The sequence below is a fragment of the Streptomyces sp. 351MFTsu5.1 genome (genome assembly GCF_000383655.1).
GTDB classification, from domain to species: domain Bacteria; phylum Actinomycetota; class Actinomycetes; order Streptomycetales; family Streptomycetaceae; genus Streptomyces; species Streptomyces griseorubiginosus.
In genome coordinates this window covers 1-24830 of sequence record NZ_KB911796.1, presented here as the reverse complement: position 1 = coordinate 24830, position 24830 = coordinate 1, and the positions used below count along the sequence as shown (strand labels likewise).

General features: G+C 70.5%; 25 protein-coding genes, 1 pseudogene and 1 riboswitch. Of the genes and pseudogenes, 16 read left to right on the top strand and 10 right to left on the bottom strand.

Annotated features, from left to right (window positions below):
- Positions 1–12: 12 nt before the first annotated feature.
- On the bottom strand, positions 13–414 hold the full coding sequence (locus H295_RS0135445) for an ATP-binding protein (RefSeq protein ID WP_028810039.1): 402 nt from the start codon (positions 412–414) through the stop codon (positions 13–15).
- 153 nt (positions 415–567) lie between these two features.
- Between H295_RS0135445 and H295_RS0135440 the strand changes: the two genes are divergently transcribed.
- The 3 genes from H295_RS0135440 to H295_RS0135430 are packed head-to-tail and all read left to right on the top strand — an operon-like array spanning position 568 to position 1792.
- The gene (locus tag H295_RS0135440; protein WP_020140103.1) at positions 568–1404 is read left to right on the top strand and encodes a helix-turn-helix domain-containing protein; all 837 of its coding nucleotides are present in this window, start codon (positions 568–570) and stop codon (positions 1402–1404) included.
- Complete coding sequence (locus H295_RS0135435) at positions 1401–1604, top strand: DUF397 domain-containing protein (RefSeq protein WP_020140102.1); 204 nt, start codon at positions 1401–1403, stop codon at positions 1602–1604. Before H295_RS0135440 ends, H295_RS0135435 begins: the two co-directional genes overlap by 4 nt.
- An 8-nt stretch (positions 1605–1612) precedes the next feature.
- Positions 1613–1792 carry a DUF397 domain-containing protein gene (locus H295_RS0135430; RefSeq protein ID WP_020140101.1) on the top strand — a complete coding sequence of 60 codons (180 nt, stop codon included), beginning with the start codon at positions 1613–1615 and terminating at the stop codon, positions 1790–1792.
- Positions 1793–1848: 56 nt separating this feature from the next.
- On the opposite strand, the gene H295_RS0135425 is transcribed toward H295_RS0135430, so the two are convergent.
- Positions 1849–2424: a TerD family protein gene (locus tag H295_RS0135425; RefSeq protein WP_020140100.1), complete on the bottom strand. Its 576-nt coding sequence runs from the start codon at positions 2422–2424 to the stop codon at positions 1849–1851.
- Positions 2425–2602: 178 nt separating this feature from the next.
- On the opposite strand from H295_RS0135425, the gene arfB reads away from it, so the two are divergent.
- The gene (gene arfB, locus H295_RS0135420) at positions 2603–3031 is read left to right on the top strand and encodes an alternative ribosome rescue aminoacyl-tRNA hydrolase ArfB (RefSeq protein ID WP_020140099.1); all 429 of its coding nucleotides are present in this window, start codon (positions 2603–2605) and stop codon (positions 3029–3031) included.
- Between the two features lie 61 nt (positions 3032–3092).
- Here arfB and H295_RS44125 read toward each other — a convergent pair.
- Positions 3093–3598 (bottom strand): annotated as a pseudogene (locus tag H295_RS44125) (GNAT family N-acetyltransferase).
- 43 nt (positions 3599–3641) lie between these two features.
- Positions 3642–4187, bottom strand: coding sequence for a flavin reductase family protein (locus H295_RS0135410; protein WP_106961030.1), 546 nt, complete (start codon positions 4185–4187; stop codon positions 3642–3644).
- Positions 4188–4511: 324 nt separating this feature from the next.
- On the opposite strand from H295_RS0135410, the gene cdgB reads away from it, so the two are divergent.
- Together cdgB and H295_RS0135400 are read left to right on the top strand one after the other, a co-directional pair.
- Positions 4512–6167: a diguanylate cyclase CdgB gene (gene cdgB / locus H295_RS0135405; protein ID WP_020140096.1), complete on the top strand. Its 1656-nt coding sequence runs from the start codon at positions 4512–4514 to the stop codon at positions 6165–6167.
- 121 nt (positions 6168–6288) lie between these two features.
- The gene (locus tag H295_RS0135400; protein ID WP_020140095.1) at positions 6289–7230 is read left to right on the top strand and encodes a hypothetical protein; all 942 of its coding nucleotides are present in this window, start codon (positions 6289–6291) and stop codon (positions 7228–7230) included.
- Between the two features lie 10 nt (positions 7231–7240).
- On the opposite strand, the gene H295_RS0135395 is transcribed toward H295_RS0135400, so the two are convergent.
- From H295_RS0135395 to H295_RS0135385, 3 genes are all read right to left on the bottom strand, one after another.
- The gene (locus tag H295_RS0135395; protein WP_020140094.1) at positions 7241–8170 is read right to left on the bottom strand and encodes a 1-phosphofructokinase family hexose kinase; all 930 of its coding nucleotides are present in this window, start codon (positions 8168–8170) and stop codon (positions 7241–7243) included.
- An 86-nt stretch (positions 8171–8256) separates the two neighbouring features.
- Positions 8257–9348, bottom strand: coding sequence for an N-acetylglucosamine-6-phosphate deacetylase (nagA, locus tag H295_RS0135390; RefSeq protein WP_020140093.1), 1092 nt, complete (start codon positions 9346–9348; stop codon positions 8257–8259).
- A 119-nt stretch (positions 9349–9467) separates the two neighbouring features.
- Complete coding sequence (locus tag H295_RS0135385; protein WP_020140092.1) at positions 9468–10412, bottom strand: ROK family protein; 945 nt, start codon at positions 10410–10412, stop codon at positions 9468–9470.
- Between the two features lie 168 nt (positions 10413–10580).
- Between H295_RS0135385 and H295_RS0135380 the strand changes: the two genes are divergently transcribed.
- Positions 10581–11789, top strand: coding sequence for an extracellular solute-binding protein (locus H295_RS0135380; RefSeq protein ID WP_106961039.1), 1209 nt, complete (start codon positions 10581–10583; stop codon positions 11787–11789).
- Positions 11790–11845: 56 nt separating this feature from the next.
- A complete protein-coding gene (locus tag H295_RS0135375; protein ID WP_020140090.1) occupies positions 11846–12079 on the top strand; it encodes a DUF3263 domain-containing protein in 234 nt (77 codons plus the stop codon).
- A 283-nt stretch (positions 12080–12362) separates the two neighbouring features.
- Here the strand turns inward: H295_RS0135375 and otsB are convergent, their stop codons facing one another.
- The 3 genes from otsB to H295_RS0135360 all read right to left on the bottom strand — a co-directional run bounded on the left by otsB (position 12363) and on the right by H295_RS0135360 (position 15634).
- A complete protein-coding gene (gene otsB, locus H295_RS0135370; RefSeq protein ID WP_020140089.1) occupies positions 12363–13184 on the bottom strand; it encodes a trehalose-phosphatase in 822 nt (273 codons plus the stop codon).
- On the bottom strand, positions 13181–14575 hold the full coding sequence (locus H295_RS0135365) for an alpha,alpha-trehalose-phosphate synthase (UDP-forming) (protein WP_020140088.1): 1395 nt from the start codon (positions 14573–14575) through the stop codon (positions 13181–13183). The genes otsB and H295_RS0135365 overlap by 4 nt, the downstream gene beginning before the upstream one ends.
- A 114-nt stretch (positions 14576–14689) precedes the next feature.
- Positions 14690–15634, bottom strand: coding sequence for a glucosyl-3-phosphoglycerate synthase (locus tag H295_RS0135360; protein ID WP_020140087.1), 945 nt, complete (start codon positions 15632–15634; stop codon positions 14690–14692).
- Between the two features lie 146 nt (positions 15635–15780).
- A riboswitch (SAM riboswitch) is annotated at positions 15781–15936 on the top strand.
- A 17-nt stretch (positions 15937–15953) separates the two neighbouring features.
- Here H295_RS0135360 and thrC point away from each other — a divergent pair.
- From thrC to H295_RS0135320, 8 genes are all read left to right on the top strand, one after another.
- Positions 15954–17234 carry a threonine synthase gene (gene thrC / locus H295_RS0135355; protein WP_028810037.1) on the top strand — a complete coding sequence of 427 codons (1281 nt, stop codon included), beginning with the start codon at positions 15954–15956 and terminating at the stop codon, positions 17232–17234.
- Positions 17231–17506 (top strand): MoaD/ThiS family protein, encoded by a 276-nt coding sequence (locus H295_RS0135350; RefSeq protein WP_020140085.1) that lies wholly within the window; start codon positions 17231–17233, stop codon positions 17504–17506. The genes thrC and H295_RS0135350 overlap by 4 nt, the downstream gene beginning before the upstream one ends.
- Positions 17507–17961: 455 nt before the next feature.
- Complete coding sequence (locus H295_RS0135345; protein WP_007382895.1) at positions 17962–18168, top strand: cold-shock protein; 207 nt, start codon at positions 17962–17964, stop codon at positions 18166–18168.
- Positions 18169–18797: 629 nt separating this feature from the next.
- Positions 18798–20420, top strand: a complete 1623-nt coding sequence (groL, locus tag H295_RS0135340) for a chaperonin GroEL (RefSeq protein WP_020140084.1) — start codon at positions 18798–18800, stop codon at positions 20418–20420.
- A gap of 314 nt (positions 20421–20734) precedes the next feature.
- Positions 20735–21865, top strand: coding sequence for an NADH:flavin oxidoreductase (locus H295_RS0135335; RefSeq protein WP_020140083.1), 1131 nt, complete (start codon positions 20735–20737; stop codon positions 21863–21865).
- A 210-nt stretch (positions 21866–22075) separates the two neighbouring features.
- Positions 22076–22282: a GNAT family N-acetyltransferase gene (locus H295_RS44120; protein ID WP_028810036.1), complete on the top strand. Its 207-nt coding sequence runs from the start codon at positions 22076–22078 to the stop codon at positions 22280–22282.
- Between the two features lie 33 nt (positions 22283–22315).
- Positions 22316–23179, top strand: a complete 864-nt coding sequence (locus tag H295_RS0135325; protein WP_020140082.1) for a metallophosphoesterase family protein — start codon at positions 22316–22318, stop codon at positions 23177–23179.
- Between the two features lie 74 nt (positions 23180–23253).
- Positions 23254–24780 carry a carboxylesterase/lipase family protein gene (locus tag H295_RS0135320; protein WP_020140081.1) on the top strand — a complete coding sequence of 509 codons (1527 nt, stop codon included), beginning with the start codon at positions 23254–23256 and terminating at the stop codon, positions 24778–24780.
- The last annotated feature ends 50 nt before the right edge of the window (positions 24781–24830 follow it).

Below are 24830 nucleotides of genomic sequence, written 5' to 3'. Positions count from 1 at the left end.
GCAGACGCAGAGCTAGACGAACGTCACCTCGGCCCACACCGTCTTGCGTGGTGCGGGGCCGGGGGAGACGCCCCAGCGGGTGGACAGGGCGTCCACCAGCAGGAGGCCCCGGCCCGACTCCGCGTCCGGGGGCGGGAGTTCGGGGTGGGGGAGGCGGTCGCCCCTCGTGTCCGTGACCTCGATACGCAGCGTGTCGCCGACCACGTAGAGGGTCAGGCGGAAGTCCCTTCCCGGCACCCGGCCATGCGTCGCCGCGTTCGCCGCCAGTTCCGCCACGAGGTGCTCCGCCGGGTCCAACGGCAGCCCCCACTCCCGGAGTTGTTCGCACGCCAGCAGTCTCGCCAGGCGGGCTCCCCGGGGCGTGGCCGACAGCGGCACGCTGAAGTTGCGGATCACGGTGGTTTCTTGATTCACGTCACTCAGCGTGGCCGTGGCTGCGTACCGTGAACAGTGACTGTGCCGATACGTACGGTGACTGTCCGGAGCTTGTCCGGTCGTGTCCGGGCTGTCCGGGGCGGTCGTACGGGTAGGGCGTCGCGGTAGGGACGTACGGCGGAGGGGCGCGGAATGAGCGTGGACGGCGAGACGGTCGACCCGGACGACGAGTGGGGTGTCGCGGTCATCGCGACGGTCGGGCGGCAACTGAAGCTGCGGCGGGAGGCCGTGGGGATGCGGGCCGGCGAGTTCGGGGAGGCGGTCGGGTACGGGGAGGACCTCGTCTACAAGATCGAGGGCGGCAAGCAGATTCCCCGGCAGGAGTATCTGGACAGGGCGGACGAGGTGTTGGGGGCCGGTGGGCTCATCTCCGCGGCCTGGGAGGACGTCAAGAAGGTCCGTTATCCCAAGAAGGTCCGCGAGCTGGCCAAGTTGGAGGGGCAGGCCGTCGAGATCGGCGTGTACGAGTGCAACATCGTCGCCGGGTTGCTGCAGACACCGGAGCACGCACGAGCCGTGATCTCCGCCGCGCAGCCGCCGTATTCGCCGGACGACGTGGAGCGCATGGTCGCCGCTCGGCTGGCCCGTCAGTCGGTCTTCGAGCGCGACCCGGCCCCGTCGATCCACTTCGTGCTGGAAGAGGCCCCTCTGCGGCGCCATGTCGGAGGCACAATGGTGTGGCGACAGCAGCTCGAACGCCTGCTGGAGGTGGGGCGGTTGAACAACGTCACGCTTCAGGTCATGCCGACCAACAGCGACCCCCATCCGGGGTTGGACGGCAGGATCGAGTTGTTGAAGTTCCCGGACGGGACGGCGGTGGCTCGCGGCGACGGTCTCTTCAACGGCCGCCCGACCACGGATCCGAAACAGCTGCGCATCGTCGAACTGCAATATGGCACGATCCGGGCGCAGGCTCTCTCTCCACGGGAGTCGGTGACTTTCATTGAGCGACTGCTGGGAGAAACATGATCCGCAAGTCCGCTGCCGGGGACATCTCCGAGCCGGTGTGGTTCAAGAGCAGCTACAGCGGCGGTACCCAGGGTGACTCTTGTGTCGAGATCGCGCTAGCGCCCCGCACGGTCCACATCCGTGACTCCAAGCACGACACCACCGGCCCCCGTCTGGCCTTTACCCCGGCCAGCTGGACCGCGTTCGTCTCGCAGACGTAGGGGAAAAGATGATCTCCGACCTGGCCTGGTTCAAGAGCAGTTACAGCGGCGGCAACGACGGCAACTCCTGCGTCGAGATCGCGGTGGCGCCCCGCGCGGTCCACATCCGTGACTCCAAGCACGACACTACCGGCCCCCGTCTGGCCTTCACCCCCGCCAGCTGGACCGTGTTCGTGTCGCAGGCCTGACGCCGGAGCCCCCGGCCGGTGAACGACCAGGGGCTCCCGCTCAGCGCAGCGACACGTCAGACGTTGACGCCGAAGTCCTGCGCGATGCCGACCAGGCCGGACGCGTAGCCCTGGCCCACCGCGCGGAACTTCCACTCCGCGCCGTTGCGGTACAGCTCGCCGAAGACCATCGCCGTCTCCGTGGCCGCGTCCTCGGAGAGGTCGTAGCGGGCGATCTCGGCGCCGCCGGCCTGGTTGATGATGCGGATGTAGGCGTTGCGGACCTGGCCGAAGTTCTGCGAGCGGTTCTCCGCGTCGTAGATCGAGACCGGGAAGACGATCTTGTCGATGTCGGCCGGGAGGCCGGCCAGGTTGACGTTGATCGCCTCGTCGTCGCCCTCGCCCTCGCCGGTGCGGTTGTCACCGGTGTGGACGATGGTGCTGTCCGGGGTCTGCTTGTTGTTGAAGAACACGAAGTGGGCGTCCGAGTAGACCTTGCCCTGCGTGTTGACCGCGATCGCGGAGGCGTCGAGGTCGAAGTCCGTGCCGGTGGTGGTGCGGACGTCCCAGCCGAGGCCCACGGTGACGGCCGTCAGGCCCGGAGCCTCCTTGGTGAGCGAGACGTTGCCACCCTTGGACAGGCTTACAGCCATTGTTGGGAGTCCCTTCCCTCGTTAAGTAACGGGCACGAAGCTACAGCTACCTCTATGAACGCCGCGAGAGGTGTCGAAGGTTCCCTGCTTCTTTACTCTCTTTACCCAAGCGGAACCAGGCAGCGGGCCGGGGATATTGGGGTGACGTGGACGGGTCAGAGGCGGGAACATGGACCCCATGTCCGGTCCTCACGTCATCCGCGGCTCCGTCTCCCTTCCCGAGGCCGAGCTCATGTGGCGTTTCTCGCGGTCGTCCGGTCCGGGCGGTCAGCACGTCAACACCAGCGACTCCCAGGTGGAGCTGCGCTTCGACCTCGCCCGCACCGAGGCCCTGCCCGACGTCTGGAAGCAGCGGGCGCTGGCCAAGCTGGCCTCGCGGCTCGTCGACGGGGTCGTGACCGTACGGTCCTCCGAGCACCGGTCGCAGTGGCGTAACCGGGAGACGGCGGCCGTACGGCTGGCCGCCCTGCTCGCCGAGGCGACGGCGCCGCCGCCCAAGCCGCGGCGGCCCACGCGGATTCCCCGGGGGATCAATGAGCGGCGGCTGCGGGAGAAGAAGGCGCGGTCGGACACAAAGCGGGGGCGGTCCGGGCGGGACTGGGGGTAGCGGCCCCGCGCCCCGGAACCGAACCCGCAGGTCCCGTTTCGCGTTCACGTTCGTACACGGCCTACGCGAGGTCCAGGACCCCCACCGTCTCGTCCCCGCTCAGCTCACCGGTCCTGCGGAAGCCGAGCCTGAGGTAGAACTCCGCCGGGCCCTTCTCGCCCTCGTGCCAGGTGACGTACAGCTCCTTCGTGCCCCGGCGGCGCAGCTCCGCGGCGACGGACTCGACGGCGAACCGGCCGTAGCCCCGGCCCTGCGCGTCGGCCGCGATGTTCAGCCGCCACAGGCCGGAGCGGCGCAGGGTGCCGCCGTCGCCGCGCCAGTCGATGTCGAGGAAGGCCATGAGGAAGCCGACCGTGCGGTCGCCGTCGACGATCAGACGGGGCCAGGCCACGCCCGGGTGGGGGTCCCCCCGCTCGAGCGAAGCCGAGAGTGGGGGAGGACGTAGGCCTCGGCGAGGGACTGCATGACGGGGGAGGCCGCGAATTCCTGGTCGGGGTGAACGCGTATCGCGGTCGCGGTTTCGAAATTCCCGGGTGTGACTTCTTCGAGGCGTGGTGCGAATGTCATCCGGGGACCTTAGGCGGGGGCATGGGTGCGCCGCCAACGGAATTCATCCCAACTGCCGGTACCTGCCCCGGAAATAGGTCAGTGGCCCGCCGTCCGCGCTCGGCACGTCCGCTGTCAGGACGCGGCCGATCACCAGGGTGTGGTCGCCGGCCTGGACGCGTTGCTCGGTGCGGCACTCCAGGGTGGCGAGGGCGCCGCCCACCAGTGCGGCGCCGGTCGCCGCGCCGCGGACGTACGGAATGTCCTCGAACAGGAGGCGGTCGCTGATGCGGCCCTTCATGGCGAAGCGGCCGGCGATGTGCCGCTGGCTCTCGGACAGGACGGAGACCGCCCAGTGCGGCTGCTCGTCCAGCAGGTCGTCCATCCGGGAGCCGGTACGCAGGCTGACCAGCACCAAAGGCGGGTCGAGGGAGACCGACAGGAAGGCCGTGGCGGTCATGCCGACGTCCTCGCCGCCGGGGCCGTCGGCGTCGAGCGGGGGCTCGAACGCGGTCACCAGGACCACACCCGCGGCGAGCCGGGACATGGCCGCGCGGAACTCGTCGTTGCTCACCCCCACAGCATGCCCGGAGGCGGGCGAGGGGATCATCGGAGCGGCGGGGGCGGAAGAGTTCGACACGCCGGAAACGCTAATCTCGGCGCCGCGTGCCGCGCATCGGGCCTTCGTCCGAGAGCGGACCTAGGTCTCCCGGCGGAGCGCCCACCAGGGACTCCACAAAGAGCCAAAGTTTGTGCTCAGTAAGTGCACAGGAAAAACGCAGAAACCCCGCTCAATTGCTCACCTTTCGCTGTGACTTGAGTCACAAGAGGTGCCAATTGTTGACCCTGTGTACCGAGCGGGGAGCGCGCTGTGATTCAGTGGCTGGACAGATGACCCTTGATTCGCTGCGAGGTCTCGGGGGGAGGGCAAGCAATGGAGACCGAGTCGGAGCCCTACGTCCGCCTTGCGTCCCTGCGACAACTGCACCAGGTCATGGCCGACATGAACACGGCCCGTAGCCTGGCCGACACATTGCAGACCGTCGCGAACGGCGTGGTCACCGCACTCGGTTACGAGCTGGCGTGCGTCAATCTCGTGCGCCCCGACGGCGACCTCGTGGTCGCCGCCCTCTCCGGCAACCAGGCCGCCGAGGCGCTGATCACCGGCCGGACCGGCTCCCGCGAGTCCTGGGACCGCCGGCTGAGCATGGGGGAGACCTGGGGCGACCTGGTCTTCATCCCGCACACCGAGGGCTGGGTCCTCGACGACGACGACGTCCCGCAGTGGTACACCGACGGGCCCGCGCCCCGCTTCGAGGACGAGTGGCACCCCTCCGACCGGCTCTTCGCGCCCATGTACACACCGAGCGTGTCGGGCGGCCAGTGCGGCGAGCTGATCGGCGTGCTCTCCGTGGACCGGCCGCGCAACGGCCGCAGGCCCGGCGCCTGGGGTCGGGAAGCGCTCCAGATGTACGCCTTCCAGGCCGCCATCGCGATCAGCAACGCGCGTCTACGTGCGAATATGCAGCGGGCACTGGTCAGGCTCGAAAGGGAGCAGCAGGCTCTGCGGGCCAGCGAGGAGAGCTTCCGGCAGGCCTTCGAGTACGCCCCCTCCGGCATGGCCATCGCCGAGATGGGCGGCGACCAGCACGGCCGGATCCTGCGCACCAACGACGCCCTGTGCCGCCTGCTGGGCCGTCCCGCCTCCGCGATGCGCCGCTACTCCTTCTCCGACCTCGTCCACCCCGAGGACATAGGCACCCTGCTGCGCACCTCGGCGGAGGGCGGCCGCGCCGAGCTCCGCCTCTGCCGCCGTGACGGCACCTACCTCTGGGTCTCCCTGCGCAACTCGGTGGTCGCCGACGCCGCCGACGGCCCGCGCTTCCTGCTCACCCACGTCGAGGACATCGCGGAACGCAAGCAGCGTGAGATGCAGCTCGCCCACCGTGCCTCCCACGACTCCCTGACCGGCCTGCCGAACTCCGCCGAGCTGCGCGCGCGGCTGTCCTCCCGGCTCTGTCAGCGCCCCACCCACTCCGGCGCCCTGGAGCCGGTCGACACGGCCTTCGGCCACCCCGCCTTCGACGCGGCCGGCCACGGCTTCGACTTCCGGCAGGGCGGCGCGCAGGCGTACGACACCTTCGACCACCATGTGCACACCGTCGCCCCCGAGGGGGAGCGCGACGACGGCACCAAGGGGCTCGCGGTCCTCTTCTGCGACCTCGACGGCTTCAAGTCGATCAACGACCGGTTCGGGCACAACGCGGGTGACGCGGTCCTCATCGAGGTCGCCCGGCGGCTGTCCCAGTGCGTCCGCGACGGCGACACCGTGGCCCGGCTCGGCGGCGACGAGTTCGTGATCCTCGCCGACGGGCTCGGCAAGGCGGACGCCGCCGACCTCGCCGTACGCCTGCGCAACGAGATCATCCAGCCGATCCGGGCCGAGGGACGGGCCGTGCGGGTGGGCGCCAGCTTCGGCATCGGCTGGGCGCACTGCGGGATGACGGCGGACGAAGTGTTGAAGTCAGCCGACGAGCGGATGTACGTCGAGAAACGATCTCGTCCCAAACAACACAGACGCGCGGGCTGACCCCCAGGTCAGCGAGTTGATGCGATCCGGGTCACCCGTTTGGGCCATCGGGAGCGGGTAGGCTCGCCATTCTGACTCCACGTATCGCATCCGATCGCACCTGCTTGAGGAGTACCAAGGGATGACGTCCGGCAACAACGGCGCGAGCACGCCAGAGGACGACGACCCGTTCGGCTACCTCTACGCCGACGGCCAGGCCAATGGGGCCCAACCGCCCTCCGGTGGTTACGGCTACCCGAACTCCGTCAACAGAGTGCGTTCGGTCGGCCAGCGGCAGTACGGCCAGCAGCAGGCACCCACCGCGCCGACCGCCGCGTACGGCCAGGTCCCGCAGCAGCCGCAGGGCGCCTACGGCCAGCCGAGCGCGCACTACGCGGCCCCCGAGACCTTCCCGGGCTCGGCCCCCACCAGCCAGCAGCCCATGCCGGGCTACAGCGGCGGCGGCGGTCGCAGCGGCGGCCCCAACACCAAGGGTCTGCTCATCGGCGCGATCGCGGTGGTCGCCGCGGTCGTCATCGGCATCAGCGTGGCCATGCTGGGCGGCGACGACGACAAGAAGGACACGGGCAACCAGGCGGGGACCACGCCGAGTGTGTCGCAGAGCTCGGAGCCGAGCGCGTCCGCGTCGTCGGCGGAGCAGGAGGCCGACCTTCCGCAGGCCGACGTGAAGACGATGCGCCTGGAGGGCGGCCCCACCACCGCGTCCGACGTCGAGGGCGCCAAGTCCGACGGCGGCGTGTACGTCCAGGGCTTCAACCAGGTGGGCGCCTCCGTCACGTGGACGGTTAACGGCATCAAGAAGGCCGGCGTCTACCGGGTCTACGTCCGCTACGGCCTCCCGGACGCGGACGCCAACGCCACGGTGACGGTCAACGGGAAGTCGTCCCCCCGGCCCCTGAACATGAAGAACTTCGGCAAGCTCCCCGCCAACGGTTGGCAGGAGACCTGGGCCCAGGTCTCCCTGACCAAGGGCACCAACACCATCCAGCTCTCCTGCCAGCAGGGCAACCAGTGCAACGCCCTGCTCGACCAGTTCAGGGTGACGGAGAACGTCGACTCGTAACTCGTAGGAGCTACGCCGCACTGACCTCCCCCGTCACCGTCACCCGCTCCAGCAGGCCCTCGTAGGCGGCCTGGTCGAAGTCGCCCGCTGTGCCGGTCATCACCGTCGCCGCGGCCAGGGCTGTCGCCCGGGTCAGGCGGGCCGGCCAGGGGAGGTTCTCCACCAGGGCGGACAGCAGGCCCGCCACCACCGCGTCGCCCGCGCCTGTCGGGTTGCCGTGGACGGGGGCCGGTGGGGTGGCTCGCCAGCGGCCCTCCGGGGTGGCTGCGAGGAGGCCCGTCCTGCCCAGGGACGCGACCACCGTCCGGGCGCCCCGGCGGCGGGTGTCCTGGGTCGCGCGGAGCGGGTCGTGGGAGCCGGTCAGTTCGGCCAGTTCGTCGGCGTTCGGCTTGACGATGTCGGGGCGGGCGGCGACGCCCCGCCGGAGGGCCTCACCGCTGGTGTCCAGCAGGACCGGCACCCCGGCCGCCTTCGCCGTGCGGATCAGGGCCGCGTACGCCCCCACCGGCACCCCCGGCGGCAGACTCCCGCACAGGGCCACCGCCGAGACGGACGGCACCAGATCCTCGTACGCCTCCTGGAAGGCGGCCCACTCCGCCGCGGTCACCGTGGGACCCGGTTCGTTGAGCTGCGTGGTGTCGCCGGACCGCTCGTCCACGACCGCGATGGTGCGACGGGTCGCGCCGGTGACCGGGACCAGCGCGTCCACCAGCCCCCGCACGGCCGTGAGCGCGTCCTGGACGGTACGGCCTGTGGCGCCGCCCGTGAAACCCGTCACCGTCACCTCGTGGCCGAGCGCGGCCAGCACCCGGGCCACGTTCAGCCCCTTGCCGCCCGGGCGTTCGACGACCTCCGAGACCCGGTGACTGGTGTGCGGCCGCAACGACGGTACGCGATAGGTGATGTCGAGCGCGGTGTTCAGCGTGACCGTGAGGATCACCGGACCGGCCTCCCCCGACGACGGAATGATGTGCCCTGTGCCCGTCCAGTCTCCCAGGGCTTACCCGGCCCCAACAGCGGGACACATCACCCCAGTTGGGGATCGACCACCCATTGCCCGCGGCGCATGACTCCCTTGAGGTCGAACCGGTGGTCGAGAAGGACCAGGTCGGCGTCCTTGCCGGGCTCCAGGGAGCCGATGCGGTCGGACATCCCCAGCAGCCGGGCCGGGTTGGCGGAGATCGCCGCGACCACGTCCTCGACGGGCAGCCCGTCGACCGTCACCGCCCGCTTGAACGCGCGGTCCAGGGTGAGGGTCGAGCCGGCGATCGAACCGCCCTCCACCAGGCGGGCGACGCCTTCGCTGACCTCGACCTCCAGGGGGCCGAGCATGTAACGGCCGTCGCCGAACCCGGCCGCGTCCATGGCGTCCGTGATGAACGCCACCCGTGCCGAACGCGCGTGACGGAACGCCAGTTGCAGCGCGGCCGGGTGCAGATGCGTGCCGTCGTTGATCAGCTCGACCGTGATCCGCTCGTCCTCCAGCAGGGCGGCGATCGGGCCCGGCTCGCGGTGGCCCAGGGGCGGCATCGCGTTGAAGAGGTGCGTCGCCACGGTCGCGCCCGCGTCGATCGCCTCGACCGTCTGCTCGTAGGTCGCGTCCGTGTGGCCGATCGCCGCGATGACGCCGTGCTCGGCGAGCAGGCGTACGGAGTCGAGGCCGCCGGGGAGTTCGGTGGCGAGGGTGAGCATCCTCGCGTGTCCGCGCCCCGCGTCGATCAGCTTGCGGACCTCGGCGGGGTCGGGGTGGCGCAGCAGAGCCTCGGAGTGCGCGCCCTTGCGGCAGGGGGAGATGAACGGGCCCTCGAAGTGGATGCCGGCGATGTCGCCCTGCTCGGCGAGTTCGGAGAGGAGACCGGCCCGCTGGGCGAGGAAGTCCATGTCGCCGGTGACGGTGGAGGCGACGAGGGTGGTGGTGCCGTGGATCCGGTGGGTGTGGATGCCCTTGAGGATCTCCTCGGGGGTGCCCGAGGTGAAGGAGGCTCCGCCGCCGCCGTGGTTGTGGAGGTCGACGAATCCCGGGACCAGGTAATGGCCGGTTGCGTCGATGACCTGGGCGTTTTCGGGGGTGGTGGCGGTGATGCGGGTGCCCTCGATCGCTACTTGGCCGTTCTTCACCGGTCCTGTGGGGAGGACGACCGTGGCGCCGGAGAGGACGAGGGGTGCCTTGCCGGTTGCGGGGTGCGGCGCCGTTGTGGCTGGTCGCGCAGTTCCCCGCGCCCCTGGGGGGTTGGCCGTCACGCCGTTGCCTCCGAACTGTTTGTCTTGTCTAGGAGATCCCAGGCCAGCAGGCCCGCGCCCAAGCAGCCCGCCGTGTCCCCGAGGGCCGCAGGGACGATCGTCGGTGGCTTCTGGAAGGTGATCCGCTGCCGCACCGCCTCCCTCAGCGGTGTGAACAACGTTTCCCCCGCCTCCGCCAGGCCGCCACCGATGATCAGGGTGCGGGGGTCCAGGAGGGTGAGGGCGGTGGTCAGGCCGTCGGCCAGGGTGGTCACGGCGTGCTGCCAGACCTCCCGGGCCTTCGGGTCGTCGGCGTCCACGGCCCTCGCGCAGTCCGCCGCGTCCGCCTCCGGGTTCCCGGTGACGGCCGCCCAGGCCTCGCTGACCGCCGCCGCGGAGGCGTACCGCTCCAGGCAGCCCCGCTGGCCGCAGGGGCAGGGGGTGCCCCCGGGCCGTACGACGATGTGGCCGATCTCGCCCGCGAAGCCGTGCGCGCCCGCCTCCACCCGGCCGGCGATGCCGATCGCGCCCGCGATGCCGGTGCCCAGGGCGACGAACAGGTAGCGGTCGGTTCCCCGGCCCGCTCCGATGCGGCCCTCCGCGAGACCGCCGGTGCGGACGTCGTGGCCGAGGGCGACCGGGGCGCCGCCGAGGCGGTCGGTGAGCAGCGCCCGCAGGGGCACGTCCCGCCAGCCCAGGTTGGCTGCGTAGGCGGCGACGCCGTGCTCCTCGTCGACGATGCCCGGGACGGCGACGCCGGCCGCGAGCGCGGGGGCGCCGAGCTGTTCGGTGCCGTACGCGCGCAGTTCGGCGGCGAAGTCGAGGATGCCTTCGACGACCGCGTCCGGTCCGCGGTCGCGGCCGGTCGCGCGGCGGGCCCGGTGCAGGAGTTCGCCGCCCGCGCCGACCAAGGCCGCCTTCATCCCGGTGCCGCCCACGTCGAGGGCGATGACATGTCTCACGGGGGACAGTGTGGCCCTTCGACCCGCAAGAGGTCTAGTCCACTCACGTGGTGTAGACCTTAAGGCCGAGATATGTATGACTTTTCGAAAGTTTCGAACGTGAGTGTGGGGCGGTTGTCGGTGCGGCGGCGTAGGACGGGAACGATCGCGGCGGTGTCCGCACTGGGCATGACGGCGGCCCTGGGCGGCTGTGGCCTGGGCGGCGGACCGGACGAGGTGACACTGAGACTGGTCGCCGCCGACTACGGCGACAGCTCCGCCAACAGCTCCCGGAAGTACTGGGACAAGCTCGTCAAGGAGTACGAGGCGAAGCACTCCGGCGTGCAGATCGACGTCAGCGTGTACTCGTGGACCGACGTCGACCGCAAGGTCAAGGAGCTCGTCGCCGCCGGGGAGGCGCCCGACATGGCGCAGATCGGCTCGTACGCCGACTACGCGGACAAGGGGCTGCTCTACAAGGCCGACGACCTGATCGGGATCCGCGAACAGGCCGACTTCGTCGCGCAGCTCGGTGCCGCGGGGCGGATCAACGGGATGCAGTACGGGATGCCGTTCGCCGCGTCCACGCGGCTCCTCTTCTACAACAAGACGCTCTTCGCCGACGCCGGGCTCACCCCGCCGAAGACGTGGAAGCAGCTGGCCGCCGACGCCGAGGCGCTCAGGGCGGACGGGGTGAAGTACCCGTACGCGCTGCCGCTCGGCCCGGAGGAGGCACAGGCCGAGACCATGCAGTGGCTGCTCAGCGGGGGCGGCGGGTACATCGACTCCGTCGGGACGTACGGCATCGACTCCGACGAGAACGTCACGACGATGAACTGGCTCAAGGACGACCTCGTCGGCAAGGGGCTGACCGGGCCCGTCGCACCGGCGGAACTCAACCGGGCCGCCGCGTTCTCGGCGTTCGCCGCGGGGGACGTCGGCATGCTCAACGGGCATCCCTCGCTGATGAAGATCGCCGCCGCGAAGGGGGTGAAGTTCGGGATGGTGCCCATGCCGGGGGTGGCCGGCCCGACCAAGAACTCCATGGGCGTCGCCGACTGGATGACCGCCTTCAAGCAGAACGGCCACGCCGAGCAGGTGGGGGACTTCCTCGACTTCGTGTACAGCGAGAAGAACGTGCTCGCGTTCTCGCGGGAGTACGACCTGCTGCCGGTGACCAACTCCGCGTCCACGACGATGAGCCGGGCCTCCCGGGACGCCGATCTCAAGCCCTTCCTCGACGCGCTGCCCACCGCCGAGCTGCCGCCGGTGGGCAAGACGTCCTGGGCGTCGGTGAGCGCGGCGGTGAAGAAGCGGATCGGGTCGGCGGTGAGTCCCGGCGGGAGCCCCGAGGAGGTGCTGCGGGAGCTTCAGCTGACCGCGCAGAACGCCGACTAGTCGCTTCTCCGGTGGAGGAGGTCGCGTTGTCAGTGGCGGGGGCTACGGTTCTGGGCATGGAGCATCCGGAGCTGGACCGCAGGGAGCGGGACGTCCTCGCCCTGGAGCGCCGCGGCTTTTCCGGCCCCGGCGCGAAGGAGCGCGCGATACGCGAGGAGCTGGGCCTGGCGCCGGTCCGCTACTACCAGCTCCTCAACGCCCTGCTGGACGACGAACGCGCCCTGGCCCACGACCCGGTGACGGTGAACAGACTGCGCCGGGTACGGGAGGCGCGGCGCTCCGAGCGGTAGCCGCCGGCGGGGCGGGGCGGGGGGTCGGTGGGCCGCGTGTGGGTGTGCCGGGTCGACGGCCCGAGCAGGCGCTCCCGTCGGCCGGCCCCGGTGGCCCGCGGTCTTCCGTCGTGCGGGCCGGTCCGGTGGTGCCGACCGTCGAGGCCGTCGGCCTGGAGGGGCGAGCGGCGGGGCCGGTCCAGCGGGCCGTCTCGGCAGGTGAGCAGGGCGCTCGGCGGCTTCCGGCCGTGGGAACCGTGTGCCGGGGGCGCACGCTGGTCGAGCGGATGGTTCGCCCGCCGGGTCAGGTGAGGTGGTCCGCCAAGGTGCGCAGCAGGGTCACCACGCCGTCCGGGCCGTCCACCACCAGGTCGGCGCGTTTGCGTAGTTCCGTGACCTCGTCGCTGCCGCTGCACACCAGGAGGCCGGGGGTGCCGGTGGTGCGGAGGTTCTCGACCGTGGAGAAGGCCGGGAGGTCGCCGAGGTCGTCGCCGGCGTAGAGGACCGAGGTGGCGGACAGCTCGCGGACGTGGGTCAGCAGGGCCACGCCCTTGTCCATGCCCGGCGGCCGCAGTTCCAGGACCAGTCGACCCGGTTCGACGATCAGGCCGTGCCGGACCGCCAGGTCGGTGAGGGGGGTGCGGAGGGCGTCGAAGACGGCCTGCGGATCCGGGGCCCGGCGGGTGTGGACGGCCACGGCACGGCCGCCCTTCTCCTCGACCCAGGCGCCGGTGCCGTCGAGGAGGGCGGGCAGCTCCGCGCGGACCGCCGCCACACCCGGGTGCGGTTCCGGCGCCGTCACCTCGCCCGTCGCCGCGTCCCAGCGCTCCGCGCCGTAGTGGCCGAGCACGGTCAGGTGCTCCAGACCGGCGACGCCCGCGAAGCCGCCGTAGCGGACCGCGACCTCGGCCGGGCGGCCGGTGATCACCGCCACCGAGGCCACCTTCGGGGCCAGCGCGGCGAGCACCGACACCGCCTCGGGGTGCGCCCGCGCCTGCTCCGGGTCCGCCACGATCGGCGCGAGCGTCCCGTCGAAGTCCAGCCCGATCACCGCTCCGCGCGGGTGCGACAGAAACGCTGCGAGACCGTCCTGGCCGGCCGGGGTGCCGGGCGTGGGAAGACTCATGCGTCCAGTGCCTTCAGTGCGTTCAGCTGGTCCAGGAACCACTGGGCCGGTGGCAGGGCCGTGGCCGCCGCGGCCAGCCGCTTCGCGCGTTCGGCGCGGTCGTGGGGCGGCAACGTCAACGCCTCGTGCAGGGCCGCCGCCGTCTGCTCGATGTCGTACGGGTTGACCGTGATCGCGTCCTCGCCCAGCTCCTCGTACGCCCCGGCCTCCCGCGACAGCACCAGCGCGCACCCCTCGTCGGAGACCACCGGCACCTCCTTCGCGACCAGGTTCATACCGTCCCGGATCGGGTTGACCAGCGCCACGTCGGCCAGCCGGTACGCGGCGAGCGAGCGCGCGAAGTCGTCCTTGACGTGCAGCACGACCGGCGTCCAGCCCGGCGTGCCGAACGCGTCGTTGACCTCGTCCGCGACCCGCTGCACCTCGGCCGTGTAGTCCCGGTACACCGCGAGGTCCTGCCGGGACGGGTAGGCGAACGCCACGTGCACGACCCGCTCCCGCCACTCGGGCCGCGACTCCAGCAGCCGCCGGTAGGCCAGCAGCCCGCGCACGATGTTCTTGGACAGCTCGGTCCGGTCCACCCGCACGATCGTCTTCCGGCCCGCGCCGATCTCCTCGCGCAGACCGACGATGCGCTCCTCGACATCGGCCGCGTGCGACCGCTCGCGCAGGAAGTCCGCGTCCGCGCCCAGCCCGTGCACGCCGACCTGTGTGTCCCCGAGCCCGCCCGCGCACTCCGTGGCGCAGGCCGTGAAGGCGTCCGCCCACCGCCGGGTCAGGAACCCGAGCCGGTCGGCGCCGAGCATGCCGCGCAGCAGCTGCGCCGCGATGTCGTCCGGCAGCATCCGGAAGTAGTCCACCGGCGCCCACGGCGTGTGCGAGAAATGGCTGATCCGCAGGTCGGGGCGGAGCTCGCGGAGCATCCCCGGGACCAGGCACAGGTGGTAGTCCTGCACCAGGACCGCCGCCCCCTCGGCCGCCTCCTCCGCCAGCGCCTCGGCGAAGGCGCGGTTGTACGTCTCGTACGACGCCCACTGGCGCCGGAACTCCGCGTCGAAGACCGGCTCCAGCGGGGTCTGGTAGAGCATGTGGTGGACGAACCAGAGCACCGAGTTGGCGACGCCGTTGTACGCGTCCGCGTGCACGTCGGCCGGGATCGCGAGCATCCGCACGCCGTCCTCGCCGACGCCCTGCCGGACGGCTTCCCGGTCGCCGTCGGAGAGGGCCGAGCACACCCACAGGGCGTCGGCCTCCGGCCCGATCGCCGAGAGGCCGGAGACCAGGCCGCCGCCGCCGCGCTTCGCTGTGAGCTCGCCGTCCTCCTGGACCTCGTACGAGACGGGGCCTCTGTTGGATGCGACCAGTACGTGGGCGTTGTGCGAGGGAGCCATGCCTCGACATCTAGCCCGGGGTGCAACCGCTCAAACGTTCCCGTGGGGCGCGTGGTCGGCTACCGGCCGGTGGGGGCTGGTCGCGCCGTTCCCCGCGCCCCTGACGGGGCGCTCTTACGCAGCCTTTTTCTTCATGTACTCCGGGATTTCCGTCATCGGTGGACGTTCCTCCGTGTCGACCGAGTAGGTGCGGGGCTCGAAGCCCTCCTCCCCCCGTTCGAACTGGGTCAGGGACGGGCGGATCAGGTGGCCGCGGGCCAGGCGGAGCTGGGCCGTGCGGTAGATCGCCGCCGACATGCGGCCCAGGGCCTGGCCGTCCTGGTGGCGGTGCTTGCGGACGCCGACGTCGACCTGGGCGAGGGCGTCCAGGCCCACCAGGTGCAGCGCGTCGACCAGCATGCCCAGCTCGACGCCGTAGCCGACGGGGAACGGCAGCTGCTCCAGGAGGCTGCGGCGGGCCGCGTACTCGCCGCCCAGCGGCTGCACGAAGCCGGCCAGCTGCGGCCAGTGCATGTTCAGCAGCGGGCGCGCCATGAGCTCGGTGACCCGGCCGCCCTGACCCGCCGCGCCGCCCAGGGGGCGGTCGTACATGCCCTTGACCAGGTCGACCCCGGGGTCGGTGAGCAGCGGGCCGACGATGCCCAGGACGAAGTCCGAGGAGAACTCCTTCAGGTCGGCGTCGATGAAGCAGACGATGTCCCCGCGGGTGACCAGCAGGGAGCGCCACAGCACCTCGCCCTTGCCCGGGAGGGCGGGCAGCCTGGGCAGGATCTCGTCGCGGTGCACCACGGTGGCGCCGGCCGCGGCGGCGACCTCGGAGGTGCGGTCGGTCGATCCCGAGTCGACGACGACGATCTCGTCGACGAGCGGAACCTGCCGCACCAGGTCGTGACGTATCACGGAGACGATGTCACCGACCGTCTCCTCCTCGTTGAGCGCGGGCAGCACGACACTGACCGTCTGCCCGGTGCGCTGCTTGGCGGCCATGATCTGGTGGAGCGGGCGATCGGTCACCGACCAGGAGCGGGTGCTCAGCCAGCGCTCGACTTCTTCCAGCACGTAGGCGGCTCCTTCGTGTGTGGTCCGGGTGATCCGTCTCGCGGTTCGGACGGACTATCTCAACTGTCCTGGTTGTCGGTTACAGTCTTGAACAACGCGGGTGACCATCGCATGTCCTGGACCGCCCGCCGACCACAACTTCATACCGCTCATCCAGAGGGGCAGAGGGATACGGCCCGATGAAGCCCCGGCAACCCTCCAGTCGGTTCTCGTAGATCACTGTTGATCATTTCGCGAGGCTCCCGGCTAGGGAAGGTGCCAAATCCGTCTCACGGCGAAACGCGTCGTGAGGAAGATGAGGAGAAAGGGCCTCGCCTCCATGGCTGCGCAGACTGTTGCAAGCACCACGAACTCCGTCGACCTGGGTCCCGCCGCGGCACTGAGCTGCCGCGAGTGCGGTCACCGCGTGCCGCTCGGCCCGGTCTTCGCCTGCGAGGAGTGTTTCGGCCCGCTCGAGATCGCGTACGACTACTCGGCCTACGAAACCGAGGAACTCCGTAAGCAGATCGAGGCGGGACCCGCGAACATCTGGCGTTACGCCCCGCTGCTGCCCGTCCCCGCGGACGTGGCGGACAAGCCCAACATCAACCCCGGCTGGACCCCGCTCGTCAAGGCGGACAACCTCGCCCGGGAGCTCGGTGTCACCGGCGGCCTGTACATCAAGGACGACTCCGGCAACCCGACGCACTCCTTCAAGGACCGTGTCGTCGCGCAGGCCCTGGAGGCGGCGCGCGCGTTCGGCTTCACCACCCTGTCCTGCTCCTCGACCGGCAATCTCGCCGGTGCGGTCGGTGCCGCCGCCGCCCGGGCGGGCTTCCGCTCGTGCGTGTTCATCCCGCACGACCTGGAGCAGGGCAAGGTCGTCATGGCCGCGATCTACGGCGGCGAGCTCGTCGGCATCGAGGGCAACTACGACGACGTGAACCGCTTCTGCTCCGAGCTGATCGGCGACCCGGCCGGCGAGGGCTGGGGCTTCGTCAACGTCAACCTGCGGCCGTACTACGCCGAGGGCTCCAAGACGCTGGCGTACGAGATCTGCGAGCAGCTCGGCTGGAAGCTTCCCGACCAGCTGGTCGTGCCGATCGCGTCCGGCTCCCAGCTCACGAAGATCGACAAGGGGCTCCAGGAGCTGATCAAGCTCGGGCTCGTCGAGGACAGGCCGTACAAGATCTTCGGTGCGCAGGCGGAGGGGTGCAGCCCGGTCTCCGTCGCGTACAAGGCGGGGCACGACGTCGTACGGCCGCAGAAGCCGAACACCATCGCCAAGTCCCTCGCCATCGGCAACCCGGCGGACGGGCCGTACGTGCTGGACATCGCCCGTCGTACGGGGGGTGCCGTGGAGGACGTGAACGACGACCAGGTCGTGGACGCGATCAAGCTGCTGGCGCGGACCGAGGGCATCTTCGCGGAGACCGCGGGCGGCGTGACCGTGGGTGTGGCCCGCAAGCTGATCGAGAACGGTGTCCTCGACCCGACGAAGACCACGGTGGTACTGAATACCGGCGACGGTCTCAAGACCCTGGACGCGGTGGCCGGTACGGGGCTCACCGCCACGATTCGTCCGAACCTCGACTCTTTCCGAGAGGCTGGCCTCGCATGAGCGTCAACGTCCGCATCCCCACCATCCTGCGCACCTACACCGGCGGCCAGGCCGAGGTGCAGGCCGAGGGCGGGACCCTCGCCGAGGTCATCGCGGATCTGGAGAAGAACCACGCCGGTATCGCCGCACGTGTTCTCGACGACCAGGGCAAGCTGCGCCGGTTCGTCAATGTGTACGTGAATGACGACGACGTGCGGTTCGAGCAGGGGCTGGAGACGGCGACGCCCGACGGGGCGGGTGTCTCGATCATCCCGGCGGTCGCCGGCGGGTGAGCGCGACCGTGACCGTATGACTGGTCATTACCATCGGTAATGGTAATTACCGAGTGTTCAACTGATTGCCCCCTCCGCGAGAGAAGCGGAGGGGGCAATTCTCTATGGTTGAGCGCGGTACAGTTGGGGAACCAGGGTCTTTCTCCTTGCCGCACGCATATGAGTTCCTGCTCCGGATGCGATGAGAAGTAGCCAAAGTGTGTGCACCTTATGTGCCTTATGCGTCCTTTATGGGGCCCGACTTGCCCCGAATTCGGACGAATTCTCACTACATTCCGGACCCCTTCCGTCCAGAATTCTCGTCCGATTGACCTGTTGCAGACGGCAGTTGGACAGATACATTCAGCCGCGGTCGACGCGTTCCGGCGCACGCCCCCAACCATGTGGGGGGTGAGGTCTGACCCGGATCCGCGAAGTGCGGATCCGTGCAAGGGCCAGTAATAGGGGAGTTAGGCATGGCTCAGGGCACCGTCAAGTGGTTCAACGCGGAGAAGGGGTACGGCTTCATCGCGGTCGACGGTGGTGCGGATGTATTCGTCCACTACAGCGCGATCCAGATGGACGGTTACCGCACCCTTGAAGAGGGCCAGCGGGTCGAGTTCGAGATCTCGCAGGGTCAGAAGGGGCCGCAGGCGGACATGGTCCGTCTCGCGACTGGCTGAAGCACGCGCCGGGTAACAACAGCGTCGTTCTTCTTTTCCAACGAAGGGCTCGTACCCCATGGGGAGTCATGGGTACGGGCCCTTCGTCATGCGCGGGTTGTTGTCTGCGGGTGGGTGGGGGCTGGCGTTTTGCGCCCACGCGGCGGAGCCGCATCTCGATACAGCCCCGCGCCCCTGGGTGCCTGCGGCGGCCCGCCCGGCCTCGGTGGGGGCTTGTGTAGCGCGTTCTGTGTGGTGGGTGGGTCGGTGCCGGGGTGGGGGGTGTCCGTCCTCGGTCCGGCGGCTCGGTCTCTTGGTCAGTTCTCGGTTCCGGACGCCGGCCGCTGCGGGCGGACATCCCCCCACCCCGTCCCCTTCATGTCGTACGCGGCGAACTGTCCGGTGGGGGCGGACGCGCGTGGTCGGTGGGGTTGTGGGCGGGGTCGATCCACGAGAGGCGCTTGCACTCGACCATGCCGAGTGCTAATCATTGGCGTTAGCACTCTGAAGGTGAGAGTGACAACGAAGGACCGGGTCGGTGAGGCCCGCAGGCCGGGTGGGGAAGGAACCCACGAGGTGTGCGAGCCGTCCGTCGCGGGCGCGGGCGCGGTCCGAAGGAATCACCCCCAGTCCTGGAGGGACCACTTCACATGGCCAAGATCATCGCGTTCGACGAGGAGGCGCGGCGCGGCCTCGAGCGCGGCATGAACCAGCTCGCGGACGCCGTCAAGGTGACGCTCGGCCCCAAGGGCCGCAACGTCGTCCTCGAGAAGAAGTGGGGCGCCCCCACGATCACCAACGATGGTGTCTCCATCGCCAAGGAGATCGAGCTCGAGGACCCGTACGAGAAGATCGGCGCCGAGCTGGTCAAGGAAGTCGCCAAGAAGACGGACGACGTCGCCGGTGACGGTACGACCACCGCGACCGTGCTCGCCCAGGCCCTGGTCAAGGAAGGCCTGCGCAACGTAGCCGCCGGCGCCAACCCGATGGCCCTCAAGCGCGGTATCGAGAAGGCCGTCGAGGCCGTCTCCGCCGCCCTGCTCGAGCAGGCCAAGGATGTCGAGACCAAGGAGCAGATCGCTTCCACGGCCTCCATCTCCGCCGCCGACACCCAGATCGGCGAGCTCATCGCCGAGGCCATGGACAAGGTCGGCAAGGAAGGCGTCATCACCGTCGAGGAGTCCCAGACCTTCGGTCTGGAGCTGGAGCTCACCGAGGGTATGCGCTTCGACAAGGGCTACATCTCGGCGTACTTCGCCACCGACATGGAGCGCATGGAGGCGTCGCTCGACGACCCCTACATCCTCATCGCCAACTCCAAGATCGGCTCCGTCAAGGACCTGCTCCCGCTCCTGGAGAAGGTCATGCAGTCGGGCAAGCCGCTGCTGATCATCGCCGAGGACGTCGAGGGCGAGGCCCTGTCGACCCTGGTCGTCAACAAGATCCGCGGTACCTTCAAGTCCGTCGCCGTCAAGGCCCCGGGCTTCGGTGACCGCCGCAAGGCCATGCTCGGCGACATCGCCATCCTCACGGGCGGCGAGGTCATCTCCGAGGAGGTCGGCCTCAAGCTGGAGAACGCGACCCTGGACCTCCTGGGCCGCGCCCGCAAGGTCGTCATCACCAAGGACGAGACCACCATCGTCGACGGTGCCGGTTCCTCGGACCAGGTCAACGGCCGCGTGAACCAGATCCGTGCCGAGATCGAGAACAGCGACTCGGACTACGACCGCGAGAAGCTCCAGGAGCGCCTGGCCAAGCTCGCCGGTGGCGTCGCCGTCATCAAGGCCGGTGCCGCGACCGAGGTCGAGCTCAAGGAGCGCAAGCACCGCATCGAGGACGCCGTTCGCAACGCGAAGGCGGCCGTCGAGGAGGGCATCGTCGCCGGTGGTGGCGTGGCCCTGCTCCAGGCCTCCCAGGTGTTCGAGAAGCTGGAGCTCGAGGGTGACGAGGCGACCGGCGCCAACGCCGTGAAGCTCGCCCTGGAGGCCCCGCTCAAGCAGATCGCCGTGAACGGTGGTCTCGAGGGTGGCGTCGTCGTCGAGAAGGTCCGCAACCTCACCGTCGGCCACGGCCTGAACGCCGCGACCGGTGAGTACGTCGACATGATCGCCGAGGGCATCATCGACCCGGCGAAGGTGACGCGCTCTGCCCTGCAGAACGCCGCCTCCATCGCCGCGCTGTTCCTCACCACCGAGGCCGTCATCGCCGACAAGCCGGAGAAGGCCGCCGCGCCCGCCGGTGGCGGCATGCCGGGCGGTGACATGGACTTCTGATCATCCCCGGGCCGCGAGGCCTGACGGTTGATCAACGGTCTTGCCGGGGGCGGCACTTCCTGGGAACAGGGGGTGGCCGCCCCCGGTCTTTTCTTGCGCTATAGTTGATCACGAGCCGCCCGACGTGAACTCCCGTCGGTCGACTACGCGTTGGTGGTCCAAGGAAAGACGCCCCGCTTCCTGCGGGGAAATGCAGGTGCAAGGCCTGCCCGGCGCTCCATGTGAAGCCCGTCCCACGTCGTGGGGCGGGCTTCTGTCGTGCAGGGCACCTTGGTAGCGTATATGTACATGCACATACCAAGGAGTATCGCCTCGTGACCGCCTCCCCCGCCCCCTCCACCTCCCGTGCCGCCGAGATCCTCGCCCGCCCGGTCCACATCAACGGTCTGACCGTCCCGAACCGCATCGCCATGGCGCCCATGACCCGCATGTTCTCCCCGGGCGGCATCCCCGGCGAGGACGTGGCGTCGTACTACTCCCGCCGCGCGGCCGCCGGAGTCGGTCTCGTCGTCACCGAGGGCACCTACGTCGGCCACGAGTCGGCCGGGAACAGCGACCGCGTCCCGCGGTTCCACGGCGAGGAGCAGCTGGCCGGCTGGGCGAAGGTCGCCGAGCGGGTGCACGCGGCGGGCGGCACCATCGTCCCGCAGCTGTGGCACATCGGCATGGTGCGTGAGCAGGGCCAGGCGCCCTACGCCGACGCCCCCGCCGTCGGTCCCTCCGGTCTGCGCATCGGCGCCGACGAGCCCACCGGCAAGGCGATGACCCAGCTCGACCTGGACGACGTGATCGGCGCGTTCGCCCAGGCCGCGGCCGCCGCCGAGCGCATCGGCTTCGACGGCGTCGAGCTGCACGGCGCCCACGGCTACCTCCTCGACCAGTTCCTGTGGGCGGGCACCAACCGGCGCGGCGACTCCTACGGCGGTGACCCGGTCGCCCGTACGAAGTTCGCGGCGGAGATCGTGGCGGCCGTACGGGAGACGGTGTCGCCGGAGTTCCCGATCATCTTCCGGTACTCGCAGTGGAAGCAGGAGGCGTACAAGGCGCGGCTCGCCCAGACGCCGGAGGAGCTGGAGGCGATCCTCACGCCGCTGGCCTCCGCGGGCGTGGACGCCTTCCACGCCTCCACCCGCCGCTACTGGCTGCCCGAGTTCGACGGATCCGACCTCAACCTGGCCGGCTGGACGAAGAAGCTGACCGGCAAGACGACGATCACGGTCGGGTCGGTCGGGCTCGACGGCGACTTCATCCGCGGGTTCATGGGCGAGGGCTCGCCGGTCAAGGGGATCGACGACCTGCTCGACGCGCTGGAGCGCGAGGAGTACGACATGGTTGCCGTGGGGCGTGCGCTGCTTCAGGACCCGGAGTGGGCGGCGAAGGTGCTGGCGGGTCGGTTCGACGAGCTTCAGCCGTATGACGCGGCGGCGCTCAAGTCGTTGAGCTGACGGTTCGGTCGGGCGCTGCGGGTCGGTGGGGGTTGCTGTTCCCGGGGGCTGTGCCCCCAGACCCCCATCGGCCCGAAGGGCCTCGTCCTCAAACGCCGGACGGGCTGAAAGTGACGTGGCCGACAAAGGACCGAGCTCACGGCGGCGGAAGCGGCCGGGCTGGAGGGGAAGCCGGCGGCGGCCACTGACCCCGGGACCGCCCGGGCGATCATGGAGGTGGGGGAGCGGTTCGAGGCGGTCCATCCGGCCGAGCCGTTCTTCTGTCTCACCATTCTCGGCACCCACGCCGACCATCGCGGCAAGGGCCTCGGCATGGGACTGCTCGCCGAGGGTCTCCGCCGTGTCGACGAACTCGGCGCCCCGCCTACCTGGAGTCGACCGACCCCGCCAACCTCGCGGGGCCGGCCGGCGCGCTGACGCGGACGGCAACTCCCGCTAGCGTCAAGGGACATGCGGATCCTTCAGCTCTCGGACACCCATGTGGAGCGCACCGACGCTCCGAACAGTAACGGCGTCAACGCCACCGAATCGCTGCGGCTGATGCTCGCCGAGCTGCGGCACCTGCGGGACGTCGACGCGGTCGTCGTCACCGGGGACATCGCCGACCAGGGGGACGTGGAGGCCTACAGGGCGGTGCGGGAGCTGGTCGGGGAGTTCGCCCGGCCCCGGAAGGCCCCCGTCTTCTACACCACCGGCAACCACGACGAGCGCGAGGCCTTCGGCAAGGTGCTGGGCAGCGGTCATGCCGAGCCCGAGTGCGTGCTGGAGACCGACGCGGCGGAACGGGCCGCGGTGAGCACGGTCGGCGGTCACCGGTTCGTCACCCTCGACTCGCTGGTGCCGGGAAAGGTGTACGGCCGTATCAGCCCCGCTCAACTGGACTGGCTCCGGGAGGTGTTGAGCACCCCGGCCGAGCACGGCACGGTCCTCGCGTTCCACCACCCGCCCATCAGCCTCGGCCTGTCCGTCACCCAGCAGGTCTTCGGGCTGCTCGACCCCGGGCAGCTGGCGGCGGCGATCCGGGGCAGTGACGTACGGGTGGTCCTCACCGGGCACTACCACCTCCAGCTCTTCGGGATGCTGGAGTCCGTCCCCGTGTGGGTGACGCCGGGGGTGGTCAACCGGACCGACCTCACGACGCCGTACGGCACCGAGCGCGCGGTACGGGGCGCCTCGGCCTCGCTGGTGGAGCTGGGCGGGCCGGCGAGCCCGATGTTCCACACCTTCCACGCGCGGGACCCGCGGGCGCACGAGACGGTGTACCAGCTGGACGAGGAGCGCACCCGGGCGGTGGTGGCGGAGCACGGACCCTGACCGACTTGGTTGACTCGGGCAAGGGCCGTCGGCTGGAGTGGGAGGACCAGCCCCCCCAGCTTAGGAGTTCGACGATGACGTCAGCCGCGGATCTCGACGTGCGCACCGCCGCCGGTGCGGTGCGCGGACGGGAGGAGGGGGGCCTCGGCGTCTTCCGGGGCATCCCTTTCGCCGAACCGCCGGTGGGCGAGGCCCGGTTCCAGGCGCCGCGGCCCGTGCGGAGCTGGGAGGGGGTCCGGGAGGCGTACGCGTTCGGGCCGCCGCCCCCGCAGGAGTCCGCCTTCCAGGGCCGGGCGGCCACGGGGGACCAGCCGACGGGCGACGACTGGCTGACGGTCAACGTCTGGACCCCGGCCCCCGACCCGTCCGCCCGCCGTCCCGTCATGGTGTGGATCTACGGCGGCGCCTACAAGCTGGGTCACGCCGGCAGCCCCGGCTACGACGCCCAGCATCTCGCGCGCGCCGGTGACGTGGTCGTCGTGACCCTCAACTACCGCGTCGGCATCGAGGGGTTCGCCCTGCTGGAGGGCGCTCCCGCGAACCGGGGGCTGCTGGACCAGGTCGCGGCGCTGGAGTGGGTGCGGGACAACATCACGGCGTTCGGCGGGGACCCGGAGCAGGTCACGGTGTTCGGGGAGTCGGCGGGCGCGGGGTCGGTGGCGTCCCTGCTGGCGATGCCGAGCGCGCGGGGGCTGTTCCGGCGGGCGGTCGCGCAGAGCGTGCCCGTGACGTACTTCTCCGCCGAACTGGCCCGGGACATCGCGGTGGAGTTCGGCAAGGAGGCGGGTCTCGCTGCCACGGCCGACGCGCTGGCCGCCGTGGACCCGCGTGAACTCCCGTCGGTGGGCGAGCGGTTGAGCCTGCGGATGAGTGAGTACGACGACCGGTGGGGACGGGTCGCGCACACCGCCACTCCCTTCTCTCCCGTCGTCGACGGCGAGGTGCTGCCGTGCACGCCCTGGGAGGCGCTGGCGGCGGGCGCGGGCCGGGAGGTGGAGCTGCTCGTCGGGCACAACCGGGACGAGTACCGGCTCTTCCTGGCCCTGGCCGACCGGCTGGGCAAGGCCACCGAGGAGCAGGCGGCCGCGGCGCTGCGGACGTTCGCGCCGGGTCCGGACGGGGAGCGCTCCTACCGCGCGGCCTTCCCGGACGCGACACCGGCCGGACTCCACGAACGCGTCCAGACGGACTGGCTGTTCAGCGTGCCGTCCCAGCGGCTTGCGGAGGCGCAGGTGGCGGGTGGCGGCCGGGCCCACCTCTACGAACTGACCTGGCCCGCACCGGTGTTCGGCGGCGCGCTGGGCGCGTGCCACGGGCTGGACATCCCGCTGCTGTTCGGCACGTACGAGGCCGACCTCGGCGCTCTCCTCTTCATGGGGGCCGGGGTGCCGTCCGAGGCGAAGGCACTGACCGCCCGCTTCCAGTCGGCGTGGACGGCGTTCGCGCGGACCGGTGACCCGGGCTGGCCGGCGTACGAGCCGGCGAGCGGCCGGCTGACGCAGGTCCTGGACGTGGAGCCGGAGGTGCGGCCGTACCCGGAGGAGGTGTCGCGGCGGCTGTGGGAGGAGCACGACATCCGGGTGCTGTCGCTGCTGAAGTAGCCGGGCCGGCCGGTGAAGTAGCCGGGCCGGCCGGGCTGTCCGCGCTAGAG

Bases quoted from the DNA above. Each gene is read 5' to 3' on its own strand.
- H295_RS0135320 (WP_020140081.1), top strand. From the start codon at position 23,254: ATGACGTCAGCCGCGGATCTCGACGTGCGCACCGCCGCCGGTGCGGTG.
- arfB (WP_020140099.1), top strand. From the start codon at position 2,603: ATGTCCGGTCCTCACGTCATCCGCGGCTCCGTCTCCCTTCCCGAGGCC.
- cdgB (WP_020140096.1), top strand. From the start codon at position 4,512: ATGGAGACCGAGTCGGAGCCCTACGTCCGCCTTGCGTCCCTGCGACAA.
- H295_RS44120 (WP_028810036.1), top strand. From the start codon at position 22,076: ATGGAGGTGGGGGAGCGGTTCGAGGCGGTCCATCCGGCCGAGCCGTTC.
- H295_RS0135400 (WP_020140095.1), top strand. From the start codon at position 6,289: ATGACGTCCGGCAACAACGGCGCGAGCACGCCAGAGGACGACGACCCG.
- H295_RS0135425 (WP_020140100.1), bottom strand. From the start codon at position 2,424: ATGGCTGTAAGCCTGTCCAAGGGTGGCAACGTCTCGCTCACCAAGGAG.
- H295_RS0135325 (WP_020140082.1), top strand. From the start codon at position 22,316: ATGCGGATCCTTCAGCTCTCGGACACCCATGTGGAGCGCACCGACGCT.
- H295_RS0135440 (WP_020140103.1), top strand. From the start codon at position 568: ATGAGCGTGGACGGCGAGACGGTCGACCCGGACGACGAGTGGGGTGTC.
- H295_RS0135365 (WP_020140088.1), bottom strand. From the start codon at position 14,575: ATGGCTCCCTCGCACAACGCCCACGTACTGGTCGCATCCAACAGAGGC.
- thrC (WP_028810037.1), top strand. From the start codon at position 15,954: ATGGCTGCGCAGACTGTTGCAAGCACCACGAACTCCGTCGACCTGGGT.
- H295_RS0135380 (WP_106961039.1), top strand. From the start codon at position 10,581: ATGACGGCGGCCCTGGGCGGCTGTGGCCTGGGCGGCGGACCGGACGAG.
- H295_RS0135375 (WP_020140090.1), top strand. From the start codon at position 11,846: ATGGAGCATCCGGAGCTGGACCGCAGGGAGCGGGACGTCCTCGCCCTG.
- otsB (WP_020140089.1), bottom strand. From the start codon at position 13,184: ATGAGTCTTCCCACGCCCGGCACCCCGGCCGGCCAGGACGGTCTCGCA.
- H295_RS0135350 (WP_020140085.1), top strand. From the start codon at position 17,231: ATGAGCGTCAACGTCCGCATCCCCACCATCCTGCGCACCTACACCGGC.
- groL (WP_020140084.1), top strand. From the start codon at position 18,798: ATGGCCAAGATCATCGCGTTCGACGAGGAGGCGCGGCGCGGCCTCGAG.
- H295_RS0135430 (WP_020140101.1), top strand. From the start codon at position 1,613: ATGATCTCCGACCTGGCCTGGTTCAAGAGCAGTTACAGCGGCGGCAAC.
- H295_RS0135410 (WP_106961030.1), bottom strand. From the start codon at position 4,187: ATGATCCCCTCGCCCGCCTCCGGGCATGCTGTGGGGGTGAGCAACGAC.
- H295_RS0135435 (WP_020140102.1), top strand. From the start codon at position 1,401: ATGATCCGCAAGTCCGCTGCCGGGGACATCTCCGAGCCGGTGTGGTTC.
- H295_RS0135345 (WP_007382895.1), top strand. From the start codon at position 17,962: ATGGCTCAGGGCACCGTCAAGTGGTTCAACGCGGAGAAGGGGTACGGC.